This is a genomic window from Mesorhizobium sp. LSHC420B00 (assembly GCF_000503055.1).
In the GTDB taxonomy this organism is placed as follows: domain Bacteria; phylum Pseudomonadota; class Alphaproteobacteria; order Rhizobiales; family Rhizobiaceae; genus Mesorhizobium.
The window spans coordinates 73353-96306 of sequence record NZ_AYVY01000035.1 but is presented as its reverse complement, the minus strand read 5'-3'; the positions used below and the strand labels follow the sequence as shown (position 1 = coordinate 96306).

Annotated in this window: 19 protein-coding genes and 2 pseudogenes; 8 read left to right on the top strand and 13 right to left on the bottom strand. The window is 62.2% G+C overall.

Going from position 1 to position 22954, the window contains the following annotated elements; all coding sequences use genetic code 11:
* Nucleotides 1-90: 90 nt before the first annotated feature.
* The 4 genes from X760_RS69315 to X760_RS69300 all read right to left on the bottom strand — a co-directional run bounded on the left by X760_RS69315 (nt 91) and on the right by X760_RS69300 (nt 4251).
* Entirely contained in the window at nt 91-714 is a 624-nt protein-coding gene (locus X760_RS69315) for a hypothetical protein (protein ID WP_023722261.1), read from the bottom strand.
* A gap of 441 nt (nt 715-1155) precedes the next feature.
* Nucleotides 1156-2028, bottom strand: coding sequence for a carbohydrate ABC transporter permease (locus X760_RS69310; RefSeq protein WP_023722260.1), 873 nt, complete (start codon nt 2026-2028; stop codon nt 1156-1158).
* The gene (locus tag X760_RS69305; RefSeq protein ID WP_023722259.1) at nt 2025-2915 is read right to left on the bottom strand and encodes a sugar ABC transporter permease; all 891 of its coding nucleotides are present in this window, start codon (nt 2913-2915) and stop codon (nt 2025-2027) included. Before X760_RS69305 ends, X760_RS69310 begins: the two co-directional genes overlap by 4 nt.
* Before the next feature lie 43 nt (nt 2916-2958).
* Nucleotides 2959-4251 carry an extracellular solute-binding protein gene (locus X760_RS69300; RefSeq protein WP_023722258.1) on the bottom strand — a complete coding sequence of 431 codons (1293 nt, stop codon included), beginning with the start codon at nt 4249-4251 and terminating at the stop codon, nt 2959-2961.
* Nucleotides 4252-4576: 325 nt separating this feature from the next.
* On the opposite strand from X760_RS69300, the gene X760_RS69295 reads away from it, so the two are divergent.
* The 7 genes from X760_RS69295 to X760_RS69265 all read left to right on the top strand — a co-directional run bounded on the left by X760_RS69295 (nt 4577) and on the right by X760_RS69265 (nt 10840).
* Nucleotides 4577-5842 carry an extracellular solute-binding protein gene (locus X760_RS69295; RefSeq protein WP_245278735.1) on the top strand — a complete coding sequence of 422 codons (1266 nt, stop codon included), beginning with the start codon at nt 4577-4579 and terminating at the stop codon, nt 5840-5842.
* Nucleotides 5843-5869: 27 nt separating this feature from the next.
* Nucleotides 5870-6802 (top strand): sugar ABC transporter permease, encoded by a 933-nt coding sequence (locus X760_RS69290; protein WP_031195041.1) that lies wholly within the window; start codon nt 5870-5872, stop codon nt 6800-6802.
* Between the two features lie 2 nt (nt 6803-6804).
* Complete coding sequence (locus tag X760_RS69285) at nt 6805-7638, top strand: carbohydrate ABC transporter permease (RefSeq protein WP_023722255.1); 834 nt, start codon at nt 6805-6807, stop codon at nt 7636-7638.
* A 96-nt stretch (nt 7639-7734) separates the two neighbouring features.
* Complete coding sequence (locus tag X760_RS69280; protein ID WP_023722254.1) at nt 7735-8373, top strand: PIG-L family deacetylase; 639 nt, start codon at nt 7735-7737, stop codon at nt 8371-8373.
* Nucleotides 8370-9245, top strand: coding sequence for an ROK family protein (locus X760_RS69275; RefSeq protein WP_023722253.1), 876 nt, complete (start codon nt 8370-8372; stop codon nt 9243-9245). Before X760_RS69280 ends, X760_RS69275 begins: the two co-directional genes overlap by 4 nt.
* Nucleotides 9242-10012: a GntR family transcriptional regulator gene (locus X760_RS69270; protein WP_031195039.1), complete on the top strand. Its 771-nt coding sequence runs from the start codon at nt 9242-9244 to the stop codon at nt 10010-10012. Before X760_RS69275 ends, X760_RS69270 begins: the two co-directional genes overlap by 4 nt.
* Before the next feature lie 36 nt (nt 10013-10048).
* The gene (locus X760_RS69265) at nt 10049-10840 is read left to right on the top strand and encodes an SIS domain-containing protein (RefSeq protein WP_023722251.1); all 792 of its coding nucleotides are present in this window, start codon (nt 10049-10051) and stop codon (nt 10838-10840) included.
* 90 nt (nt 10841-10930) lie between these two features.
* Here the strand turns inward: X760_RS69265 and X760_RS78395 are convergent.
* The 9 genes and pseudogenes from X760_RS78395 to X760_RS69225 form a co-directional block, all read right to left on the bottom strand.
* Nucleotides 10931-11539: pseudogene (locus X760_RS78395) on the bottom strand (IS5 family transposase); the annotation flags it as partial.
* Nucleotides 11540-11687: 148 nt separating this feature from the next.
* Nucleotides 11688-12116 carry a type II toxin-antitoxin system VapC family toxin gene (locus X760_RS69255; protein ID WP_023722248.1) on the bottom strand — a complete coding sequence of 143 codons (429 nt, stop codon included), beginning with the start codon at nt 12114-12116 and terminating at the stop codon, nt 11688-11690.
* Nucleotides 12116-12361 carry a type II toxin-antitoxin system VapB family antitoxin gene (locus X760_RS69250; RefSeq protein WP_023722247.1) on the bottom strand — a complete coding sequence of 82 codons (246 nt, stop codon included), beginning with the start codon at nt 12359-12361 and terminating at the stop codon, nt 12116-12118. Before X760_RS69250 ends, X760_RS69255 begins: the two co-directional genes overlap by 1 nt.
* 745 nt (nt 12362-13106) lie before the next feature.
* Nucleotides 13107-15152, bottom strand: a complete 2046-nt coding sequence (locus tag X760_RS69245; protein ID WP_023722245.1) for an adenylate/guanylate cyclase domain-containing protein — start codon at nt 15150-15152, stop codon at nt 13107-13109.
* A 15-nt stretch (nt 15153-15167) separates the two neighbouring features.
* Nucleotides 15168-15980: a FecR domain-containing protein gene (locus tag X760_RS69240; RefSeq protein WP_031195034.1), complete on the bottom strand. Its 813-nt coding sequence runs from the start codon at nt 15978-15980 to the stop codon at nt 15168-15170.
* Between the two features lie 11 nt (nt 15981-15991).
* Nucleotides 15992-17263, bottom strand: a complete 1272-nt coding sequence (locus X760_RS69235) for a tetratricopeptide repeat protein (protein ID WP_023722243.1) — start codon at nt 17261-17263, stop codon at nt 15992-15994.
* Nucleotides 17264-17575: 312 nt separating this feature from the next.
* Complete coding sequence (locus tag X760_RS73950) at nt 17576-18166, bottom strand: cyclic nucleotide-binding domain-containing protein (RefSeq protein WP_023722242.1); 591 nt, start codon at nt 18164-18166, stop codon at nt 17576-17578.
* A complete protein-coding gene (locus X760_RS69230) occupies nt 18153-19667 on the bottom strand; it encodes a SulP family inorganic anion transporter (protein ID WP_245278739.1) in 1515 nt (504 codons plus the stop codon). The genes X760_RS73950 and X760_RS69230 overlap by 14 nt, the downstream gene beginning before the upstream one ends.
* Before the next feature lie 197 nt (nt 19668-19864).
* Nucleotides 19865-20743: a magnesium transporter gene (locus tag X760_RS69225; RefSeq protein ID WP_051409756.1), complete on the bottom strand. Its 879-nt coding sequence runs from the start codon at nt 20741-20743 to the stop codon at nt 19865-19867.
* 1006 nt (nt 20744-21749) lie between these two features.
* On the opposite strand from X760_RS69225, the pseudogene X760_RS69220 reads away from it, so the two are divergent.
* Nucleotides 21750-22668, top strand: a pseudogene (locus X760_RS69220) (sugar phosphate isomerase/epimerase).
* Nucleotides 22669-22954 lie beyond the last annotated feature (286 nt).

Sequence of the window (22954 nt, the reverse complement as noted above, 5' to 3'; positions counted from 1 at the left end):
AGAGGCAGTCTCCATCAGTGCGTCTTCCAAGCAGGTTGAGTCCTGCACCGTCGACATCCATCTTCACCAGCGCGACCGGTCGTCCGACGCTCACAGCCAGCCGCCCTCCAGCAGCGCCGCATCGCGTGGCTTCGCCTGGAAGCTACGCCCGGTGAGCGTGATCCGCGTCGCGGGGAGCACGTCGCGTTCGGTCTCGACGCCGTCATCGGCCCTGCGCACCTCCACCGACAAGTCCTGATCGCCGAGACTGATCTGCGCCGGTCCCACCGGCGGCACGACCAGTCCGGTTAGCCGAATCAGATGGGGATGCTGGCCGAGCGCCGAGGCGATTCGCAGAAAATCGATGCGCTTTTTGAGAGTCTGCCGGATCGGGCAGCGGGATGCGCTCGGTCGAGCGATAGACGGCGTCCTCATGCGGGTCGCCCGGCCCACCCTTGGGCGCTTGCACCTCGACAGCCTTGTCGAGCGGCAGATGATAGGCTGGAGCGGCATGATCGCCAGGCTGGGTGAAGCGAACAGCTGAAGATCGCGGTTCTGCTCTCGCCCCAGCTCGCGTCGCATGAGTTCGAGCAACTGTTCGAGCGAGAGCTTCTCGCGGGGCGCAAACTCCTCGATCGGGGCTGGTTTCCCGAGATGAGGCAGGTCACCGCCCGCATCGGGCGATGCCGCCAGATCGGTGTGGATGCCGGCGATGATGCGTTCGAGCTCGACCATCGGCTGGGGTCAGCACGTCGTTCCCGGAATAGTCGAGGCGTGGGGGATCACCTTCGTGCTCACCGGGAAAAGCCTCCCATACCGCCTGCTCGGCAGCGGGACGCGCTCCGGCGCGTCGAAAAGGTGCGACATGAAAATATTCGCCTGATCTGACGAGACAGTCCGACTCCCGTTAAGCGCAGCGTCCAATCACCACCCTCCCGTGACCTTCCGAAGGTCTGCAAACGAGCAGGGCCGCGCCGCTTTTCTGCGAGCTGTGAAGACGGCCTCGGGCGGGTACCAAGCGTGCGATTCCTAGTTGCAGCTAAGGCGGTGGAGGCATTCGCGTCCGGGTTCACTGATGAACTGATAGCTCTCAGAACGCGGCCATCTGCTCAGCTCCGTCCTGCGCACCAGCGCGTCCCGATGACAGCCAGGCGGATGCCGGCAGTGCCGCCGACGCTATCCCTTGACCGCCGAGCCGACGATCGAATCCACGAAAAAGCGCTGCAGCAAGACGAAGAGCACTAATGGCGGCAGCACGGCAAGTGTAGCGCCGGCCATCACCAGTCCGGTGTTGAGAGCACCTCTGTTGTAGCTGAGCAGCCGACTGAGACTGATGACGAGAGGATAGTGCTCCGCATTGCCCTGCAGCACGGTGAGCGGCCACAGATAGCTGTTCCAATGATAGACAAAGGCAAACAGCGCCAGTGCTGCAATCGCGGGCGCCACGCTCGGCGCGACGATCTTGAACAGGATCAGAAGTTCCGACGCTCCATCCATCCGCGCCGCGTCGATCAGATCGTCCGGCACGCCAGCGATGAACTGGCGCATCAGGAAAATGCCGAATGCATTGGCGAGATTGGGTACGATAATGCCGGCAAGGCTGGCGTTCAGCCCGATAGATCCGACGAGACGATAAAGCGGGATCAGCGTGACGATTGGCGGCAGGAACATGGTGGCGATCAGCACCGAAAACAGCAGTGAGCGGCCGGGAAAGTGATGCTTGGCGAAGGCATAGCCAGCCATCATGCTGGTGACCAGAATGCCGGCGGTGGTGATCGTGGCGATCACGAGCGAATTCCACATCGAGCGGCCGACATTGATGACGCCGGACACTTTCTCATACGCTTCGAGGCTCGGCGTGCGCGGTATCCACACCGGCGGCACCTGCATGGTTTCGGCCGGCGTCTTCAGGCTGGAGAGCACCATCCACAACAGCGGAAAGGCGGAGGCCACGGCAACCAGCAGCATCAGCGTGGCGAGCAGTGCTCTGCGGCCCGCCAGGCGTTTGCGCGCCAACTGGCTCGATGCTGATCGGCCCGGCGCGCTCATTCGTCATCCTTCCGGTTGGCAAATGCAAACAGCGCGCACACAACGACGATCAGCGCCAACATCAGCATCACTGCCATGGCCGAGCCCAATCCGCCTTGCGCGCGCTCGATGCCGACACGGCGGATGTGATAGGTCAGCACATTGGTCGAGCCGACCGGCCCGCCTTGGGTGATCAGCGCGACCGGCTCGAACACCTGCACGGCGTTGATGATGGCGATGACTGCGCTGAACAGAAGCGTGCGGCGCAGCAGCGGCAACGTGATGAAGCGGAACTGTTCGCGTCGGTTGGCGCCGTCCAACGTCGCCGCCTCGTAAAGACTGCCCGGGATCTGAGTCAGTCCAGCAACCGCCAGCACCGTGAAATAGCCGATCTGCTGCCAGACATTGAGGACGACGATCGAGATCAACGCCGATCTTGGCGAGGACAGCCAGGGTTGCGGGCCGATGCCGGCGAGGCCGAGCATCTGGTTGAGCGGCCCTTCGCTCGGCGAATAAAGCTTCGACCAGACCAGCGTCACGGCGATCATCGGCACCATGTAGGTGGAAAACAACACGGCCCGCAGCGCCGTGCCGCCTGCGACATCGCGCTGGTAGACCATCAAACCGAACGCGACCGAAAGGGGCAGGATGAGCATCACCGACAATGCCGTGTAGATCGCGGTGTTGAGCAGTGCTCGCTTGAAATGCCGCCCGACCGAGGTCGGTCCGAATACTTCGCGAAAATTGTCGAAGCCGATGAAGCTCGCATTGGAAAAAGGCGTCTGCGTCGACCAGTCCTGGAATGACAGCCAGATGGTGAGCAGCATCGGCAGCAGGATGAAAACACCGATCAATGTCACGGCAGGCGCCAGCATGATGCCCGCCGAGGCACGATAGTTCTTGATCATCGCTCTGCTTCCAAAGCGCCGGGCTCTCGAAACAGCGCCTTCGCTATTTGGCGGCACGCTCCAGGATCGAGACGGCATCGGCCTGCGCGTTCGCCTGCGCATCCTTGGCCGAGAGCTGACCATACTGCAACGCCTCGAGCGTCTGCTGCAGCGATTCGCTGAACTCCTGGCCGCCCGGCACGACAGGGAAGGGCTTGGCGTCGGCAAGGACGCTGACATAGCCGGACAGGAACTCGGAGCCGAGCTTGTCCTTATGGGCTTCGATGTCGGAGGTCCGCGTCGGCAGGATGCCCATCGACATCAGAATATCCGACATTGCCGAGGCGCCGTTCTCGCCGGACTTCGGACTGTTCAGCCACGCCAGGAAATCCCATGCCGCTTTCTGCTCGGCTTCACCGGCATTGGCGTTGACGACGGTCATCCACGAATAGGAGATCGAGTGCGGCTTGTCGCCGTTCGGACCCACCGGGATGGGTGCGGTGGCGATATTGGAGAACTTGTCGCCCATGCCGCTCTTCAATGCGCTTTCCCACCAGTTGGCCATGATGATCATGCCGGTCTTGCCGGAAACGAAATTGTCGAGGAAGGGACCGGTTGTGTTGGCGTCGGCCGTGGCCATCGCCGGATCGCTGGCACCGGACTTGATCAGGTCCTCGTAGAGCTGGAAAGTCTCGCCGGCTTGAGGACTGTCGAGCACCGGTTTGCCGTCCTTGACCAGCTCGCCGCCATTGGAGGCCAGTAGCGAGGCGAAGGGATGGACGACGCCCGCCGCCCAGGAATTGATCATGCCGAAACCTTGCTGGCCGGCATCTTTCCTGGTCAGCTTCTGGGCCGCATCCTTCAATTCGGACCAGGTCTTCGGCGCGGCCGTAATGCCTGCGTGCTTGAACAGCTCCTTGTTGTAGTTCAGCGCATAGACGTCGATCTCGTTTGGAATGCCGTAAAGCGTGGCGCCAACAGAGGCCGCACTGACGACACCGGCCGGCCACGCACTCTTGACCTCGCCGGCAACCGCATCGGGGGCCGGCGCGACCAGCTTGTCTCGCGCCAGTTCGGGCAGCCACAAATCATAGATGCCGCCGATCGTCGGCCCGTCCGAGCTGCCGCCCTGGGAACGCAGTGTCGTCAGGAGATCGCCGAAGGGGACGGCGCGCACGGTGACGGTCACATCCGGATTGCTCTTGGCGTAGTCCTTGGCCGCGGAGTCCAGCAAAGCGACCGTTTCGGGCGACCAGTGGGTCAGATAGGAGATGTTGACCGATTGGGCCCAGCCAATGGTGGGCGAGGCCAACAACCCTGCAGCCAGCGCCAGTTTCGAAATCCAAGCCAAAGACATCCGACCCTCCGCATAGCCACACAGCGACGTCCATGACGTTATGACAACTTGAAGCAACGATGCAAGCGCTATCTTCGTGGAGAGCTCCTGCCGGTGTTGCGGCGTTTCTTACTGCGGTCAACAAAGCATGCAAGATTATATCGTGGAAACAAGAGATTATCTGATACAGTTCGAGATGATTCTCCGCTGCCGGCCATGCCCGAACATACTGCAAGGCACTTGCGGTCGAAGTCATGTCGTTATAATGACATGAGAGAAGCTTATGACTGCCTCTCGGCTTTGAACCGCCGTGGGAATGACAATCGACAAGAATGGGAGACTGAGCATGCTTTCAATTCATCGACGCGCCGCACTCGGCCTGATCGGCGGGTTTGCCGCAGTCTGCACTGGGGTCTTCACCGCACTGCCGGCCAAGGCCGACGACACCGTGACCCTGTGGAGCTGGCGCACCGAGGACGAGGCTGCGATGCGCCGCATCTTCGACGCCTTCGAGGCCAAGACTCCCGGCATTAAGGTCAACATCCAGTTCACCCCCGACGCCGACTACCAGAACCGGCTGAGTACGGCGCTGCGTGGCGGCCGCGGGCCTGATATCGCTCAGCTCAAGGCTTACGGCGAACTGCAGCCATTCATCGAGGGTGGCTATCTCGACCCGCTCGACGACAGCGTGCCGGAGCTGAAGAACATGCCCGATAGCGCGCTGGGCGGCGCTCGTGGCGTTGCCGACGGCAAGATCTATGGCGTGCCCTATTCGGTGCCGATGATGGGCGTCTTCTACAATCAAGACATCTTCGCCGCCCAGGGCATCGAGATTCCCAAGACCTACAAAGATTTCGTCGCCGCCTGCGAGAGGCTGAAAGGGGCGGGGATAACGCCAATAGCCGCCGGCGGCGCCAACGGCTCCGCCTGGGCGCTGGAGATCGGCGTCGGCGTCGTCGGCCCGACCATCTATGGCCCGGGCTTCTACGACGAAATGATGAGCGGCAAGGCGACCTTCGAGGATCCGCGCTACGTGGCTGCCCTGGAACGCTATGCCGAGTTGAAACCGTATTTCTCCGACGGCTTTGCCGGGGTCGATTACACCACCTCGACACAGCAATTCATCGGCGGCAAGGCGGCCATGTTCTTCGGCGGCTCGTTCGAGAACGGCAGCTTCAAGGCGCAGAACCCGAAGCTGAAATTCTCGATCTTCCCGTTCCCCGCCGACGATCCTGCCACCAAGCTCTACACCTGGGCCTTTTCAGACGGCTCCTATGGTCTGGTCTCTGAAAGCACCAACAAGGAGGCAGCGATCAAGGTGCTCAACTTCATGGCTTCGGCCGAGTTCGCGCAGCTCTTCGCCGACGAGTTGGGCTGGCCGCCGGCCCGTACCGACGTCACCGTGAAGGACCCGGTACTCGCCACGATGATGGAGATGTCGAAGAATTCCACACCCTATCTGACGCTTGTCGGCTTCCGCTGGCAGACGCCTACGGCCTCCTCGATCCTGCAGTCCGAGATCATCGACATGGTCGAAGGCAACATCACGCCGCAGAAGCTGGCGGCGGACATGCAGGCCGCCGTCAGCAGCTGGTTCAAGCCGAAGCAGTAGGCCGTCACACCCTGCGCGAAACAGCACATGATCGCCCGTCGCCGCAAAAGCAGCCTTCAGCGCACCCAGCAGCGCATGGCCGTGCTGTTCATCGTGCCGGCACTGGCCGTTTATGCGCTGTTTGTCCTTTATCCGCTGCTGATGTCGCTGTGGGGCAGCTTCTTCGTCTGGAGGGGCCTGCGCATGCTGGAGTTCGCCGGCCTGTCGAATTTTACCCGCCTGTTCGTTTTCCCGAGCGGTGGGCGGCTCTACGGAGCGCTCTGGCACAACGTCGCCTGGTTCTTCGGCATCATGCTGTTCCAGAACGGCCTTGGTCTGCTGTTGGCCTGGCTGCTGTTCCTGCGCGCCAAAGGGGCGGCCTTCTTCCAGTCGGTCTTCTTCTTCCCGGCAGTGCTGAGCCCGGTCATCGTCGGCGCCCTGTGGCGGCTGCTGCTGGCGCCCGGCGGCACCATCGAATGGATGCTCAACGGCCTTGGCCTGCATCAAGGCAGCCTGACGGTTCTCGGCAACAGCCACACGGCACTCGTGATGCTGATCGCCGTCGACGCCTGGAACTGGATGGGCCTGCCGGTGCTGATCTACACCGCCGGCCTCAGGCAGATTTCGTCCCAGATATTCGAGGCTGCCAGGCTGGATGGCGCCGGCAGCGGCCGCATGCTGGTCTCGGTTGCCCTGCCTTTGCTGATGCCGGCCGTCGGCACGTTGACGACGCTGTCGTTCATCAACACCTTCAACCAGTTCGACATCGTCTATGTCATGCAAGGCGTGCAGGGCAATCCGAGCTATTCCACAGACACGCTGGTGACCTATTTCTACCGGCTCGCTTTCGGCGCCGAAGGCGCGGTCGGTATCACCGATATAGGCCTGGCGCTTGCGCTGGGAACGCTGCTGTTTCTCATCCTCAGCATCGGCACGCTTGTGATGCTGCGCTTCTTCGACCGCCGCACGGTGCAACTGTGAATATGCTCGCCATCCCTCGACAGCTTGCTCGGCTGCCCGGCTGGACGGCGCTGGTCCTGTGGACCGCAGCGGTGCTGCTGCCGCTCTATATTCTCGTCGTCTCCTGTTTCAAGACCACGGCGGAGATCTACGACAACAGGCTCGGCCTGCCGCAAAGCTTTGCCTTCGACAATTTCGTTGCGGCCTGGACGCGCGCCGATCTCGGCCAGAATTTCATCAACAGCCTGATCGTCACCGGCGGTGCGGTGATCCTGACGATTATCGTGTCGGCAATGGCCGCCTATCCGCTGAGCCGCTATCGGCTGGGCTGGAACGGTATCATGCTGGGCCTGTTCCTGTCCGGCATCATGCTGCCGATCCGGCTTGCCTCGGTGGAGCTGTTCACGCTGATGCGCAACCTTGGCCTGCTCGATTCGCTGATCGGCCTGATCCTCGTCTATTCAGCCATCCGCATTCCCTTCGCCGTCTTCATCTTCGCAAATTTCATGAGCGTACTGCCGTCCGAGCTCGACGAGGCTGCGCGCATGGATGGGGCCGGCGAGGCGCGCATTCTGTTCCAGATCGTGCTGCCAATGGTGAAGCCAGCTATATCGATCGTTGCCATCTTCACCGCTATCGCCGTCTGGAACGACTTCTTCTTCCCGCTGATCTTCATTTTCGACGACCGCTACAAGACCGTGCCGCTGGCCATCAGCGTGTTTGTCGGCCAGTTCCGCACGGATTGGGGCCTCGTGTTCGCCTCGCTTGCCATCTCCATGGCGCCCATCCTGATCATGTACTGTCTGCTTGCCCGCCAGATTCGCGAGGGCGTCGGCTCCGGGGGAGGCGCGAAATGATCGAGGACAAGGTCTATGCCGCACGCTCGATTCTGCTCGTCGGGGCGCATGCCTTCGATGCCGAGGTGATTTGCCGGTCCACTGGCGGCGGCGGCGGTGCAAGGCGGTGCCGAAGTCACCTTCCTGCATCTCAGCATGGGCGAGCAGGGCCATCCAAGCCTCGCCCCCGAGTACTATTGCGTCCAGAAGCAGGAGGAGGCCGCAAAGGCCGCAGCCAGGCTGGGCGTTGCCATGCGCAGTCTCGGGCTGCACGACGCCTTCCTGCCCTGCGACGACGAGACGGCGCTCAAGGTTTGCGATGTTGTGCGCGAGTTGAAGCCGCAAATCGTCATCACTCACTGGCATGGCAGCTGGCACAAGGACCATCGCGCCGCGGCCCGACTGACACAGACCGGTATTTTTTTTGCGGCATTGCCGACGCTGAAGCGCGACCATGCTGCACACACACCGCAACTGCTGCTGTTCGGCGAAAACTGGGAGGACGACGAAGGCTTTCGCCCCGAACACCTCGTCGACGTCAGCGACGGCTTCGAGGCCTGGAGCGAGGCGGTGCGGGAATACGAACTGGCACGCGGCCTGAGCAGTTTCCCCTACGTCGATTATTACAGTGCGCTTTATCGGCTTCGCGGCTGCCTGCGCGGCACGCGCTACGCGCAGGGTTTTGCGGCGGCTTCGCAGTCCTGGCAAGCCGGCAGTGGCCTGTTCGCGCCGGCCAATCGGAGCGGCTCTCGATGACACGCATTCTGGCTATCGATCTTGGCGGCACCAATTTGCGCGCCGCAATCCATAGCGGCGATGTTCGCTGGCTGGAGATGCTGAGCCGCGAGCCTGCGCCGACAAGCCTGGATGCCTTCGTCGCCCGTATCGGTGCCTTGCGCGCCGAGGCCGGTCCGGTCGACGCCCTCGGGCTTGCGGTGCCCGGACTTGTCGAGGGCTCGGTCTGCCGCTGGATTCCGAACCTTCCCTATCTCGACGGCATCGACATCGCGGCCTTGTTTCCTCGTCTGCGCGTTGTCGTTGGCAATGACGCACAGATCGCCATGCTGGCCGAAGCGATCGAAGGTGCCGCAAAGGGCCTGTCCGATGCCATCCTGCTGGCGATCGGCACCGGTATCGGCTCCGCCGTTCTGGCCAACAACCGCATCGTTGCAGGCGCACGTGGCGGCGCCTGCTCATTCGGCTGGGCCTGCGCCGACATCGAGGATGAAGGCGAGGACCGCAGCGGCTGGCTGGAGCGCTTCGCTTCCGGGCGGGCGTTCGACGCCGCGGCGCGCCAGATCGGGCTGGCCAATGGCGGCAGGTTAGTCGAGGCCGCGCGGGCTGGCAACACGGCCGCACTTGACGCCTTGGAGCTGCCGGCGCGCCGGCTGGGCACTGTCCTTGCGGGTGCGGTCGCGCTGCTTGATCCGCAGGCGATTCTGATTTCCGGCGGGCTTGCCGATGCGCTGGACGTGATAGGGCCGCCGCTGCTTTCGGCTTTGCGGCGTCAGTTGCCGCCGCATCTGCGCGACGTCGTTCTGCGGTCCGGCGAATTCGGCTCCCGCGCCGGTCTCGTCGGCGCCTCGCTGGCCGGTCTCGCCGGAGCACAGTGGAGGCAGATAAGATGAGTCAAGCGAGCTTCCATCTGCCCGACCGCAGAAGGCCCGAGCCGCTCTGGTATCAGGTGGAAGAGGCCATCCGCGCCATCGTCAAGAGTGGCGAGTGGGCGACCGGCGACCAGATTCCGGCCGAAGACAGACTGTGCGCCTTGTTCGGGGTGAGCCGCATCACGCTGCGACACGCCTTGCGCAATCTTGAGGAGCACGGGCTGCTCAGGCGCGAACATGGCCGTGGCACCTTCGTGCGCTCCACCACGCTGGTCGCCGGCACCCGCGAACTCACCAGCTTCACGCAGGAAATGGGCAATATGGGCGTGGTCGCCGGCTCGCGCTTGCTCGACTGCAGCCTGACCACCGCCAATGCCGCCGCGGCCGGAGCGCTGGAGATCGAGGAGGGCGACCCGGTGGTGCGCATCCGGCGGCTCAGGCTCGGCAACAACGAACCGATCGGTATTCAGACTGCGCAACTCTCGGCCGCGCGCGTGCCGGGCTTTCTCGATGCCGGCCTGCTGCAAGGCTCGCTCTACGAAGCGCTGGAACGCCATTACGGCATCGTGCCGGTCGCAGCGCGTGAAAACTACCGTGTCGGCGCTGTCGGGGCGGCGGATGCCGAGTTGCTCGATCTGCCTGCGGGGAGCCCCGCTTTCGTGGTCGAGCGCATCACCACCGACGAGCGCGGCCCGTTCGAATTCACCGTCTCGGTGATGCGTGGCGACCGCTACGAAATCCGCTCGACGCTGCGTGCCGGTCGCGCCGCGCCAACCGCAAGAAGCTGAGCCATACCCAAGCCGACCCATAACAGGAGTACCGACGTGTCCGATCTTTACATACCCCGCCTTGCCGCCCTCATCGAACAGGCTTCGAAAGCCAATGCCGAAGCCTTCGGCGAAGCGGCCAGCCGCTTTGCCGACACGCTCGAGAGCGGCGGGTTGGTTCATCTTTACGGCTCGGGCCACTCGGTGTTGCCGGTCCAGGAAGTGTTTCCGCGCTACGGCAGCTATGTCGGCTTCAATCCGCTGACCGACCCGCGTGTCATGTGGCATAACGTGCTCGGCGCCGGCGGCGTGCGCGAACTTCTGTGGTTGGAGCGGACCGAGAAATACGCCGAGAAATTCCTCGACCACCAGCCGCTGAACAAAGGCGATTCGATCATCATCTTTGGCCACAGCGGCCGCAATTCGTCCGGCATCGACACCGCGCTTTATGCGAAAAAACGCGGCATCTTCGTCGTTGCGATAACTAGCAAGAACAATCTCGACAAGCCGGCGACGCACTCTTCCGGCAAACGGCTTGCCGATGCCGCCGACCTTGTCATCGACACCTGCTCGCCGATCGAGGATGCCATCGTGCCGGTCGAGGGCTGGAGCCGGCCGGTCTCCGGTTCGTCGACCGTGCTTGCCATGATCCTGGCGCATGAGCTGATCGCCCGCACCGCCGAGGCGCTTTCGAAACGCGGCATCGAACTGCCGGTTTTTGCCTCGCCGACAATTGCCGGCGTCACACTGCACGACACCGACGTCATCTATGGCGTCTATCGCGAGAAAATGCTCGAGGCGCAGAAGAAGCACCTGCCGACGTTCCAGGCGACCATGCGCGGCGAATGACAACCGGGCAGGGCACGCAAAGCGCTGGGACGTAGACTCATCACCGCGTAGCCAGATGCGAGTTGACACGAGTTTCAGGGCAGCAAGCTAGTTTTCTGCCAGCTTGTCATATCGAGTTGCGATGCTACGGAACTGCTTGGCCTTGTTGAAGAACGTTCGACGAGGTTGCGGGCCTTGTAGAGAAAGGGGCTGAAGCACATCGGGTCCTTGCGGTTGGCCTTGGGCGGGATGTTGGCCCATGCCTTTTGCTCGGTGACGGCATTGCGCAAGGCGTTGGCATCATAGCCCTTGTCGGCGAGCAGCATGGCACCCTCGGGCAAATCCTTGATCAAGTCCGCTGCGTAGGCGATGTCACTCATTTGACCTGCCGTGAGCGTCAGCTTGATCGGCCTGCCTTCGGCGTCGACAAGAGCATGGATTTTGGTCGTCAGCCCGCATCGGGAACGACCGAGACAATAATCTCGATCCCCCTTTTTGCTGTCGCGCCTTGCTGATGGACGCGAACAATGGAGGTATCGATCATCTGCACCGTTGCATCATGGGCTTTGGTGATGCCATGCATGAGGCGGTCCCACACACCTGCTTTCCGCCATCGAACGAAGCGATTGTAGCAGGTGGTGCGTGGGCCGTATCGCCCCCTGGAAGATCGCGGCATGGCGCACCCGATCGCAGCACCCAGAAGATGCCGTCTGCCCGCTGTGCCTGGACGGTGATCGTGCCGAAGAAAACCAGTGCTGCAGCGAACGTTCCTCGTAATATTGCGTTTAACCATGAAAGACGACGATTCGCCCAAAGCATGCAAAAGGGCCCATCGGCTCTCGCGCCGCGATGCAAGGCCAGGAAAGCCTTACGCCAGATCAGTTTGTGAAAAGTCATTGCCCTTGTAAAGCAGGGCAAGCCGGTGAGCCTTCGCGCAAGCGTAGGCAAAACAATCGCCGAAATTGAGATCGGCTTTGTGCCCGACTGCTTTGCCGTATTTCATGCTGGCTTCGATCGCCCGGTCGCCGATGTCGCCGGATATCATGATTTCCTTGCCGGCGATCTCGATCAAAAAGGCGTCGACGGTCTCACGGGCTTGCGCCAGCATGTCGGCCGTGGGCTTGGCGTTCTTTTTGATGGCTTCGGCCGATGCTCGCGCGAGACCCTGGACTGCCTCGAACCGGACGAGCGGGGAGATATACAGCGGCTTGGTCGCGGCCGCGAGCCGCTTTTCCAGTTCTTCCGCGCCAGGTTCCTCGTTCAGGATGGCAACGATCACCGAGGCATCGACGAACATCAGTCGTCGCTCCACATTTGGTCGGTGAATTTCTTCATATCGAAATCAGGGTTGGCCGGCCCGATCCGCCGCGCCATTTCCTTGACTTTGGCAAGTCTCTCGCGCAGCGGGACGCTGCCGCGGTTGCGCTCGATCTCATGGCGCAAGGCGGTTCTGACGGCCTCGGTCTTGCTGCGCGCGTTGGTAATCTGCTGCAGCTCGACGGCCATGGCATCGACGTCGGGATCGCGAATGAAGAGCGGCATTTGTATATCCTCTGAGTGATATATGTATGTCATATCGCAGATATACTGGCCAGCGAATTCGCGAGCGGCGGTTTTGATAAGGAGGGGAGGGAGGAATGCAGCTCGCGAAAATCCGTCGGAAGGTTCGGTTCTGGTGCTCAGTCCTTGGAATTGCTCGGCGTCTGAAACACGTCGCTGCGGCCATGTCACTGTCAACGCCCACATGCCCAAGGCGCATCGGTGCTACGTACGCCGACGCCTGCGCATCCCAACATCCGCGGCGACCGATTGATGTCGATAGACCGCCCACGCGCCCGACGAGGCCAGCGCTGCATCGATTGCGTCAGGTTCATAACGGCCATAATCCCGGCCCAGCGAACTCTCTCGTTAGGGCAGCTCGGGGAGTGCTACGGCTGGATGCTCTTGGGAACATCCCGAGCGCATGATCCGGCGGCGAGGATAAACAATCTGAACCACGCGCTGCCTCCACATGATGGCGCCGGCTAACTCAACGAAGCCGTGCTGCCATTCGTGGTGAACTGGATAACACGGCCTATCTTATCGCTCGAAAATTCGGCGGCCTCGACAATCATTGCCGGGGTTACCTCGACGGATCCCTTCGCCGTCTATCCGCGTCTCATCGGCTGTCGCGCTGATCCGGATTGACAGCCACCCGCAATTAAAGGGCCGTTTGATGACACCTAGGCCTCCCCAGCAGTATTAGTTCACAAAGCAGGTCGGCACCCCTGCCATCCGCTGGATCCGGTCAGCGTGTGCTTCGGGTTCGGGGTGCAAGATCAGGCGGTGCCATTTGCACGGATGGCGGCGAACCAACCACCACGGCAGGGGCGCCAGATTGCGCACCACGTTGGCTCTCTACTTCGCGGCTCATACCTTGGTGAGCAGCTTGCATCTCCGGAACGGTGAAAACCGGCACCTCCCCCTTGAAGCCCTGGAGCTCAAATGCGCCTGCCTGGACGACCGGCATCGATGCTCCTGCGGCAAAACCGGGACCAAGCACCAGCGGGATGCCCAGCTTCTTGGTCGTCGACTCGAGCCGTGCTGTGCGGTTCACGGGCGAACCGATCGCAGTGTAATCGAAGCGCCGTTCGGAGCCGAAATTGCCTACCGAGCAGATGCCGGTCTCGATGGCGACGCCGATTGCGATGGAGGGGTGGCCGTCCGCGGTGAAGGCGGCGTCTTCACGCTTCACCCGTTCGATCAGGGCAAGGCCCGCGTCGAGCGCGCGCTCGCGATGGTCCGGCTGATCAAGCGGCGCGTTCCAGAAGGCGAGCACCGCATCGCCCATGAACTTGTCGATGGTGCCGTCGCGCTTGAGGATCTCATCGGTCGCAATGCCGAGGAAGTGATTGACCACCTTGGCGATTTCCTGGGTATCGAGTTGTTCGCTCATCGTCGTGAAGCCGCGTATGTCGCTGAGCAGGATCGTGATCTCGCGCTTCTCGCCGGACAGGATCGCTTCGGTGTCCGAGCTTGCGAGGCGCTGCACCACGGAAGGCGACAGATACTGGGAGAACTGCCGTGCCAGGGTGGACCGGCGCTGCTCGCTGCGCCTGTAGAGAACATAGCCTTCGAAGCCGGCTACCAGGATCGTCGCAAGCGCCGGCTGCAGCGGGTCATAGAGTGCACCCTGCAGGCTGTATTCGAGAGCGCCGAACACGAACGGCGTGACGGCCAGCAGCACGAGAGCCAGGGCACCAAGCACGACACGCCAGGCGAGCACTCCGGAAAGTCCGATGAAAACGACGGCACTGAGGACAAACCAGAGCCGCTCGAGCATACGCGCGTGCGTTGGCTCTGCCAGGTAGCGCCCGGCAAGCATCTGGCCGATTGCATCGGCGTGGATGTCCGCGCCTGGTCGCGCTGGACGTGTCGGGGTGGGCAGGTACTGCGTCAGTCCCACGGCCGACAGATCGACAATGGCGATGGCGTCCCGCAGCCGCGGATCACTGCCGCCCGAAAGGATAGTGCTGGCAGATATACGGGGCGTATCCGTGGCGGTTTCCCAGAGGCGGATGCTCCCCTCCGGCTCGAGCGGCACGATGGCGCCGGCCATCCTGAGTGCGTCGAACCCGGCGGCATTCATCCGGGCTATGTAGCCGTCCTGCCCGGCGTAAAGGCGCAGAAGCTCGAGCGCGAAGGACGGCCACAGCTGCACGCCTTGAGCGGTATTGCGAAGCCACAGCAGCGGCACATGGCGCAGTACGCCGTCGGGATCGGGCAAGGTGCGAATTACGCCGAGGCCCGCGGCGGCGTTGGAGAATTCGGCAAGCGAGCCGGTCAGGCCGGTGAAGCCGGGAAGTGTATCGGGTACCTGCCCGACGATCGACCAGCCGGCTTTGGGTTCTGCTTCTGAAACCGTCGCCTCATTGCCTAGGCTGACGGCAAGCGCCGTTCGATTTTTCGCCAGCGCCGCTGCCAGGCGCTTGTCTCCGCCGATGCCCTCAGGCGAGGTGTCGGCCTCGGGGAGTACCAGCGCAAGCCCGACCACCGCCGCGCCGGATGCGGTGATGCCATCGACCAGATCGGCCAAGAGGCCACGGTTCCAGGGCCATCGCCCATGTGCCTTGAGGCTGGCGTCGTCTATCGAGACGATCACGACAGGATTGCTCGTCGCCTGGCGTGGGGCGAGAAACTGGTAGAAGTCGTACGTCCGCTCACGCAGGCGCGACAACGGCCCGTCAAAAGCCAAATGGCAAGCGAGCAGCAGGAGCACGACCACAAGGCCGGATATTTTGCGCCTGCCAGCTTGCCGCCAATCAGCCCAGCGCCAACCGGCCAAAAGGCTCATGTCGTGCGGCCGGGCCTAATTGCAGTAGTAGTCGCAGCCCTCGCCATCGCCATCGCCCTCATCCTTCACCCCGCCCCCGGCAGGTGGCGTTGGGCTGTCGGGGAACTCCATGACCACTCCTGGCAATGCGCCATCGCTGGACTCGCAGACCTTGAGCGAGCCGCCGAGTGCCGACGCACAAAGCGCGCTTACGTCCAATCCCGGACCCGGTGCGCCTGGCAGGCCGGTGCCGGCAATCCGGTCGATGCTGTCCAATATCGGGAAGGTGTCGATTCCGCCGTAGCCGGTCAGCAGCTTGCCATTTTCCGACGTGCAGGCGAAGCCCGGGTTTGTGATGACCAGCCGTTTGCCATTCATCGTGCAGGTCATGCGGCCGGCGCGCAGTATGCCGACGGTCTGGCCGGCTGCCACCAGCACTTCGATGATGCCGCCTCTGGCCCCGAGCACCATGTGCGGCGTCGCAACCTGCATGACGCCGCCTTTCGAAACCTGGCCGCCATAGAATCGGGCCAGGCCGCTGTTCATCCCGATGTCGATCTTTCCCGATCCGGATCCCGGATTGTAGACGAATTCATCGATCGTCAGGCTGGTGTTCGGACCAATCTTGGCGCTCGATTCGTCCCGGAACACCAGCATTCCAAGACCAGTGGGATTGCTGCGCAGCTGGTCGCCGAGTTCGACGCCCGCGCCGACGTTCATTGTCCCGCCGTTGTTGCGGACGATGTTGGTCTGGTAGGCCGTCATCGACCCGACCGTTTCAGCGGCAGATGGTGCCGCAAAGGCAAGGCAGGCGACAAAAATGGCGATCTGACGGTACGGGGTCCTCATCGCGGCCTCTTTCAATTGAGCGTCAACGTGTAGCTCATGAGCATTTCGAACGATTTTCGGTCGCGGCTGGCGATGTCGAAGTTGGTTTCGCGATAGGCAAGATCGACGCTGATCTTCTGCGACTCCGTCAGCTGAAAATCGCTTTCCGAGGCAATGCGCCAGAAGTCGCTCTTGATACTTGTGCCGATGCCGATGGACAGATCGGGAGCGTCGCTATGTCCGGCCGAGAAAGCGACCTGGTGCGACCATGCGAAAAGATCCGGTACGTTCATCAACAGGCCGCCATAGCGGACCTCGCCCGTGTAGCTGCGGCCGATTTCAGATCCGGAGGCGAAGTCATTCGAGCCGACAAAGCGCAGTCCGAGCGCCTGGCCATTGCGGAAGCGGTAGCTGCCGCCTGCCTCATAGAAAAGCCTGCTATCGGCGAAAATGCCTTGCGAGGCGCCTAGATCGATGTAGCCGCCACCGGCGAAGAGCGTCGTCTCGACCGTCGGGCGCACAAGAAAGCGCCCACTGACGCCGATGCCGGTTTCCTGGATATCGCTGTCGAAGCGATCCGTAACTGTGAACGCCGAAAGCAGCAGGCGCAGCGAATCGATCCCACTGTTGGGTAATCCCTTGTCCCAGGTGATCGCGGCGTTGCCGTGGATGAAGGTCTCCTTGCCACCCGGAACCGACAGGTCTGGCGTGAAAAAGCGCTGTGTCGCCGTCAATGACCCCGAAAGAACGAGAGCGTCGGCACTTGGCGTGCCGAGGTCCCATCGGACAAAGCCTTCCGCCCGCCCATAGGGCGAGACGAAGCTGTCGTCGTCCTGCGCCCCGCCGGGCCCAAAATCGGTAAATGCGCTGAACACGCCGCCGGTCAGGGCGAGTTCCCAGGTGACGCCACGCAACGCGCGCTCGATGCGGGCGAGCAGGCGAACAGCTTCCTGCTGCTCACTTGCGGTCAGGCCGCCGACTTCCATGCCGTACTGCACCTGCCGCCGAGCCAATTCATAGGAGCCGACATGATAGTACAACCGGCTGGCCGCCAGCCGGGCGCGCGCATCGCGGGGATATTTGATCAAATACTGCTCGATTGACGAGATCGCCTGATCGTACTGCCCGGCGTTAACGGCAACCGTGACGAATTGGGCGAGCGTTCCGTTGTCGGCCGGACTGGCGATGCGGGCTGAAAAAGCATCCTCATAGGCCGAAAAAAGACCCTGCGCGCCGGCCGGCAATTCGCCGGTACAAAGCAGCGCTGCGGCGCAGCCGACGATCGTCCGAAACGAAGATTGCATGCCGAGAACCCACCCCAAACCCGACTAGTGCGAACGATTTAGCACGACTACAAGAAAAAGGCGACTGACCTGTGACGAAATCGTCCGAGTTTTCAACAGCTGTTGCAGCCGCGCAACAAACTATCGAGTTAATTCGTATTTCGGCTGCGCTGCTTGCCAAAACATCTTATCGGCGTTGCTGTATCGGTTTAAGTATTCCGTAGCGATAGAAACTAACAAAACTCATCGCCCGCTAACGAAACTAGTGTGCTTCAAGATCAATATAGTTCGCGTGATTCTGCACGCGTTTGGGCGCTGCCTGCCCCATCGATGTCACATATGGCTCATCCGAAGGTCTTCCGTCGCATTGCGGAGGCGATCGGAGAGCTGGCGGGCAATGCTTCTCAACACGGCTTGCGCGATATGCGGCTTGGCCTTTGATATCTTGTTGGCGGCAGACGAGGCCAGCTCATAGGCAACAACGTCCTCGTCCGCGATCACGTCGGTCGAGCGCGGTCGCTCGGTCAGGAAGCCCATTTCCCCCACAGTACATCCAGCCCCGATGCTCGCCAGCCGCCGCCGTCCGCCAGGCGCATCCACCCAGACGCTGATACAACCGCGCGTCAGCATCCACAGTCGGTCCGCCTGATCGCCAGCGCGGCACAGCACGGCGCCTTTGGGGAACTCGACGTGGTCGAGATAGCTCATCAGCACCTTCAAATCTTCCGGCGCCATGGTCATGCCGAAATCGGTGCGCTCGAGCGGCACCGCTATCACCGAGCGGGCAGTACTGTCCGTGCGCTCGACGATTTCCTCCTCGAAGCGCTCCAGCGCTGCCTCGAGATCGGGGTAGATGTTGGGCCCATCGCTTTGTGACGTAAACTCCTCCAGGGCCTCGGCATCCCTGAGATCACTGAAGAACAATCGCTGACCACGCCGGGCGCTGCGAGCGGAGATCTGCTGCAAGGTCAATGCGCCGGAGGCGTCGACGTCGCTGACGGCGCGGAAATCGAGAATGATCACTCGCACCACGCTGGGCAGGCGGAATTTCCTCCGCGAGCTCATCGGCATTGCCAAAGAACAGCACGCCCTGCAGCTCGAGGACCGCCAGCTCGCGCTCGTGAATCGCCAGCAACTCGGTCTGAGCAGTGGAGCGGATGCGCCTGGAGCGCGTCTTGCCGACGATCTCCTTGCGTCGCACCACCGGTCGGCTCATTTCGATCATGAAGACAATGCAGGCCAGCGCCACGCCGACCACGGCGCCGACAACGGGTTGGCCAAGGACTGTGGCGAGCGCCACAGCGGCGACCACGGCCATATTGCGCCGTGCCTGGGTGCGGCCCGCCGCACTGTCGCCGAGAAGTGCCTGCCGCGCGGTCCGCAGCGCCCAACGGTCGATGGTATTGATGCCGACGAAGACCAGAATGGCGGACAGCACAACCAGCGGCATCGAGAAGATCAGATCCGGGAACGCAAGGATGGCAGCGAGCAGCACCGCCCGGCTCGCAAACGTCGACGTGCGCATGCGCCCGCCGGCACGGTAGTTGGCGGCGGTCAGCGCGGCCGACGTGGATACGAACAGCCCCCCCATCATGGGAGAGACAAGATTGGCCATGCCCAGCCCGATAAGGGCGCGGTCCTGGCCGACCTGAATGTCGGCCAAATTGCGCGCAGTGCGCAGGGTAAATACGGTGTCGAGCGTTCCCACGATCGCCAAGGTCAACGAGCCCGCAATCAGGGTCCACCAGATATGTTTCAGCCCCAGCCGGAGCGTTGAGGCAGCCTCGATCATGCTGACCGGTGCCCAGCCCTCTATATCGATCGAGCCGATAACGGGGCCGAACTCAATGTCGGGCGCCCACAGGCGGGCTGCGTGGTAGATCACATAGCCGACGATCAGGCCGGCAAGCAGCGCCGGATTCTTGGGCGCAAGCCGCGTGATCATCGCCATGGCCGCGATCAGCGCAAGTCCGAATGGAAGTCTTGTGATCGTCGCCAGGCTGAAGTCCGCCGCCATGATGCCGCTCCAGGAGGAGACTGCGAGAAGCATCGGCGTCTGGCTCTTGATGACCAGGATTCCGACGCCCGAGACGAACCCGGCGACAACCGGATGGGGGGCAAGCTTGACGATCCGGGCGAGTCCGGTCGGGCCGATAAGCATCATCCATAGGCCGGTCAGCATCACGCAACCGACGAAGGCAAGCAGCGCTTGTGTCGTGTTGCCGTCGAGAGCGACCAACAGGGATCCCAGCAGGCTCGCCTGGATCAGCGAGTTGCTGGGCATGGTCGTCACGAAGCACGACCGTTGAAATGCGGACGCGACAATGCCGCCGACAATGGCAGCGATGACGCCGGCAAGCGCGCCTTCCGCCACCCGATCTGCGCCGAGCGGTGATAGGGCAAGGACGCCGGAGGAGACGCACATCGGCAATGCTACGCCCGCGGTCGTCACGCCCGCGGTGAGTTCCTGGGCCAGAAAGCCCATGCCTGCGCTTAAATTACGCGCAAAATCCGTCTGTATCGCAACCTGCTCAGTCACGGTGGTTCAAAGCTCCAAAAATCCAACGTGATGATCCCGCCGACCGCGTCCTGTGCAGGACGCGCATCGGCGGACGCGCCTTGCTACAGCACGAGCATGGTGGCCAGCCCCAGCATCAGGCCCATGCCTACGATATCGGTCACGGTGGTGAGAAAGATCGCCGAAGCTACGGCCGGATCGGCGCCGACCCGGCGCAGGCCCAGCGGGATCAGCACGCCGGAGATTCCGGACATGAGGCACGATCCGGACATTGCGAGCAGGATCACAAGTGCCAGCATGGGCGCCTGGGCTGCCGACTCCGGCTGCCGCGAGGCGTAGAACCACATCGCCGCAGCCGCCACAAGACCGACGAGCACGCCGTTGGCGATCCCGAGCGCGCCCTCCCTCATCACCAGGTGCAGCTTCGGTCGTTTGTCCACATCGCCCAGGGCAAGGCCACGCAGCGTCATAGCCAGTGCCTGGCAGCCGGTGTTTCCGCTCTGCCCGGCCAAGACCGGGAGGAACGCTGCCAAGGCGACGATCTTCTCGATCGTGCCTGTGAACGAACTGACCACGAAAGCGGCCATGAAGGCCGTCAGCAGGTTCAGCTGCAGCCACGGATGACGCTTCAAGAAGGCTGAAAACAGCGGCGTAAAAGAACGCTCCTCCTTCTGGACACCCACCATCTGGCCAGACTGGGCGGAAATCTCGATGATTTGCTGCTCGAACAGCCGCCAGCCGCGAACCTGCCCGAGCAGCCGGTTCTCCGCGTCTACCACGGGATAGATAGGGTAGTGACGGCGTACCGCCGCCTTGCATGCGTCGCTCAAAGACATACTGACGGGAAGGGCGAACGGTTTCGGCAGCATGATCTGATCCACGGTTGCGTCCGGTTCGCTCAGCATCAGATCGCGCAGGACTACGAGGCCAACCAGTTTGTCGCCCTCGTCCGTGACATAGAGATAAGTGAGCTCGGTCGGCACCTGAGTGCGCCTGACAGCCTCCACTGCNCCTCCACTGCGGCGGCGACCGCCGTACCGACAGGAACGCTGCCGGGAATCGGGTCCATCAGCTCGACGAGCGACTCCGGGATCGCGAGGCCCTTGCCATCGCTATGAGCCTTGATAGGCCTCATATGCGGCGGCAAATGCTCCACCACCTTCCGGGCGAGCCTATCCGGCAACAACTTTAGTGCGTCCTGGATGAGCTCGGGAGACTCTCGGGCAAGCAATTCAGCCGCGTCATCAGGTGCTCGAGCACGCAGCGTGCGCACCAGCTTCTGAACGTCGTTCTCTTCCTTCATCTGCTTCCCCAATTGCCAGTGTCTTGCCTCTGACGGTATGACACGAATCTGATCGCTCTGCGCTGGCGCAGTGCCCAAGCGCCTCGATCCGGGAATCTTCGCCTTCTCCAGGCGCCGAGTAGACCGTACCCAGACAAATCTGAGCCACTGCGGGGTGCATACAGGCGGGCTGTAACCTCTGCGTGTCGCCGAGAATTCAACGTGTTGCGAACTTCACCGGTCTTTTCGTGGGCTCTGCGAGCACGCCGCACCAATGAAACTTAAAACCCGGAAACTCTGCAGAGGCTGGGCCTCTGACGTTCGAATGATTTGCCTCATGCGGCGCATCTTGCCAGTTCCACCAGCTCTGAGGCTGATGAATTCGCCAGGATGACAGGGTGATTTGCGTGAAACCGTAATAGTTTAGCCTGAGAAAGGGATTCTCTGTATGAAGTCTGTCCGGAGCTAGAGGTGCTTTTGAGAGCTTGCAGAATCGGGGCAGGCAGTCTGCTTTGTGAGATTCGAGGTCGTTGCGGTCCGGTCCGAGTTAATGTAGGCCCACTGATCACAGCGGTAGACCCCTCGATCGCACCTGGGGGCGAACGAAGACTTGTTTCGAGAGTGGCATCGGTTCGGCGATTGCCATCTCACCTGACAGTGATCCGGACCGGCCTGGGATTCCTGGCCGCCCGTCATCGGGGATGCATATGAGCAACATTATCGCCCCAGGTTTTAACTCAATTTCTGCCAATGGCGGGTTGGAGAGTCTTGCGGCGGACTTTCGCAGCTTTGCCGACATGGGCGTCGAAGCCGTCGAACTGGGACTGACGACCTCGACCTCATAGCCGGTGGCCGTATAGTCCCTGAAAGAGCCGAGAGGCTTATCGCGCTGACGAGGCAGTTCGATTTCCGCTATACGGTTCACGGCGTCGTCTCATCGAACCTCATGGACCCGGCGGTCTGTCGTTACCAGATTGATGCAGCCAAGGCCTTGGTCGAACTCTGCGATCGGATCGATGCGCGCGTGCTTGTCCAGCATAGCGGGCATTTTCGCGCCGACCAGATTCTCGAACGAGCCGGTGCCGAGCACGCGAACGCGAACGCGAAGCGTTGTTCGAGCTTGCCGAGTTCAGCAAGCCCTATGGTGTGCGCATCGCCTTCGAGAACCTCTTCGCCATGGAACCGGGTCAGTGCCGGCAGAGCCCGGCCGAGGTGGCGCAGACTGTGAAGGGGATCGGCCATCCCAACCTGGTGGCGCTCATCGATTTCAGCCACGCTTATATTGAATCCACCCATCGCGGCTTGATCTTCCGCGAGCAACTGCGGGCGATGGCGCCAGTGGCAGGGCACCTGCATGTCCATGACTCCTTTGGGCGCCCGCAGGGCTTCCACAGGACCTATCTCCCGCAGGAGGATGCAGCGCTGGGTATAGGCGACCTGCACATGCCTCTCGGCTGGGGCGATATCGAATGGGATGACATCTTCAGTGAGCTGGCCTTCTTGCCGGGGACCGTCCTCATCGTGGAAATCGGACCCCGTTATCGCAACGAGCAGCCCGATTGCCTGGCCCGGGCAAAAAACCTCATCGCCTTGAACAATCGCGCTGAGCGCGGAGCGGCGGAGTAAAGGTCGAGAATCCGCCGCCGTGGTGCTGCCAATGTCGGCCAGAGCTGCCGAACTGTTGGCAGCGAGCCGTTCCGCATTGGCAAGATCGACCGTAACGAGTCTTGTCGGTCCTGTCTTCGATGAGATTGTAAGAAGAGAGTGCGCCCGCCGGTCTACGATACGACGGCCAGCACTTGGCTTGGCCGCTCCTCGGCCGTCGATCGGGGCAGGGGCCGGAAACGTCCCAATCACCCACCCGTTGGCCAGCCGGGCAGTCGACTGATTTTTGCTCTGTGCAATCGCTTGC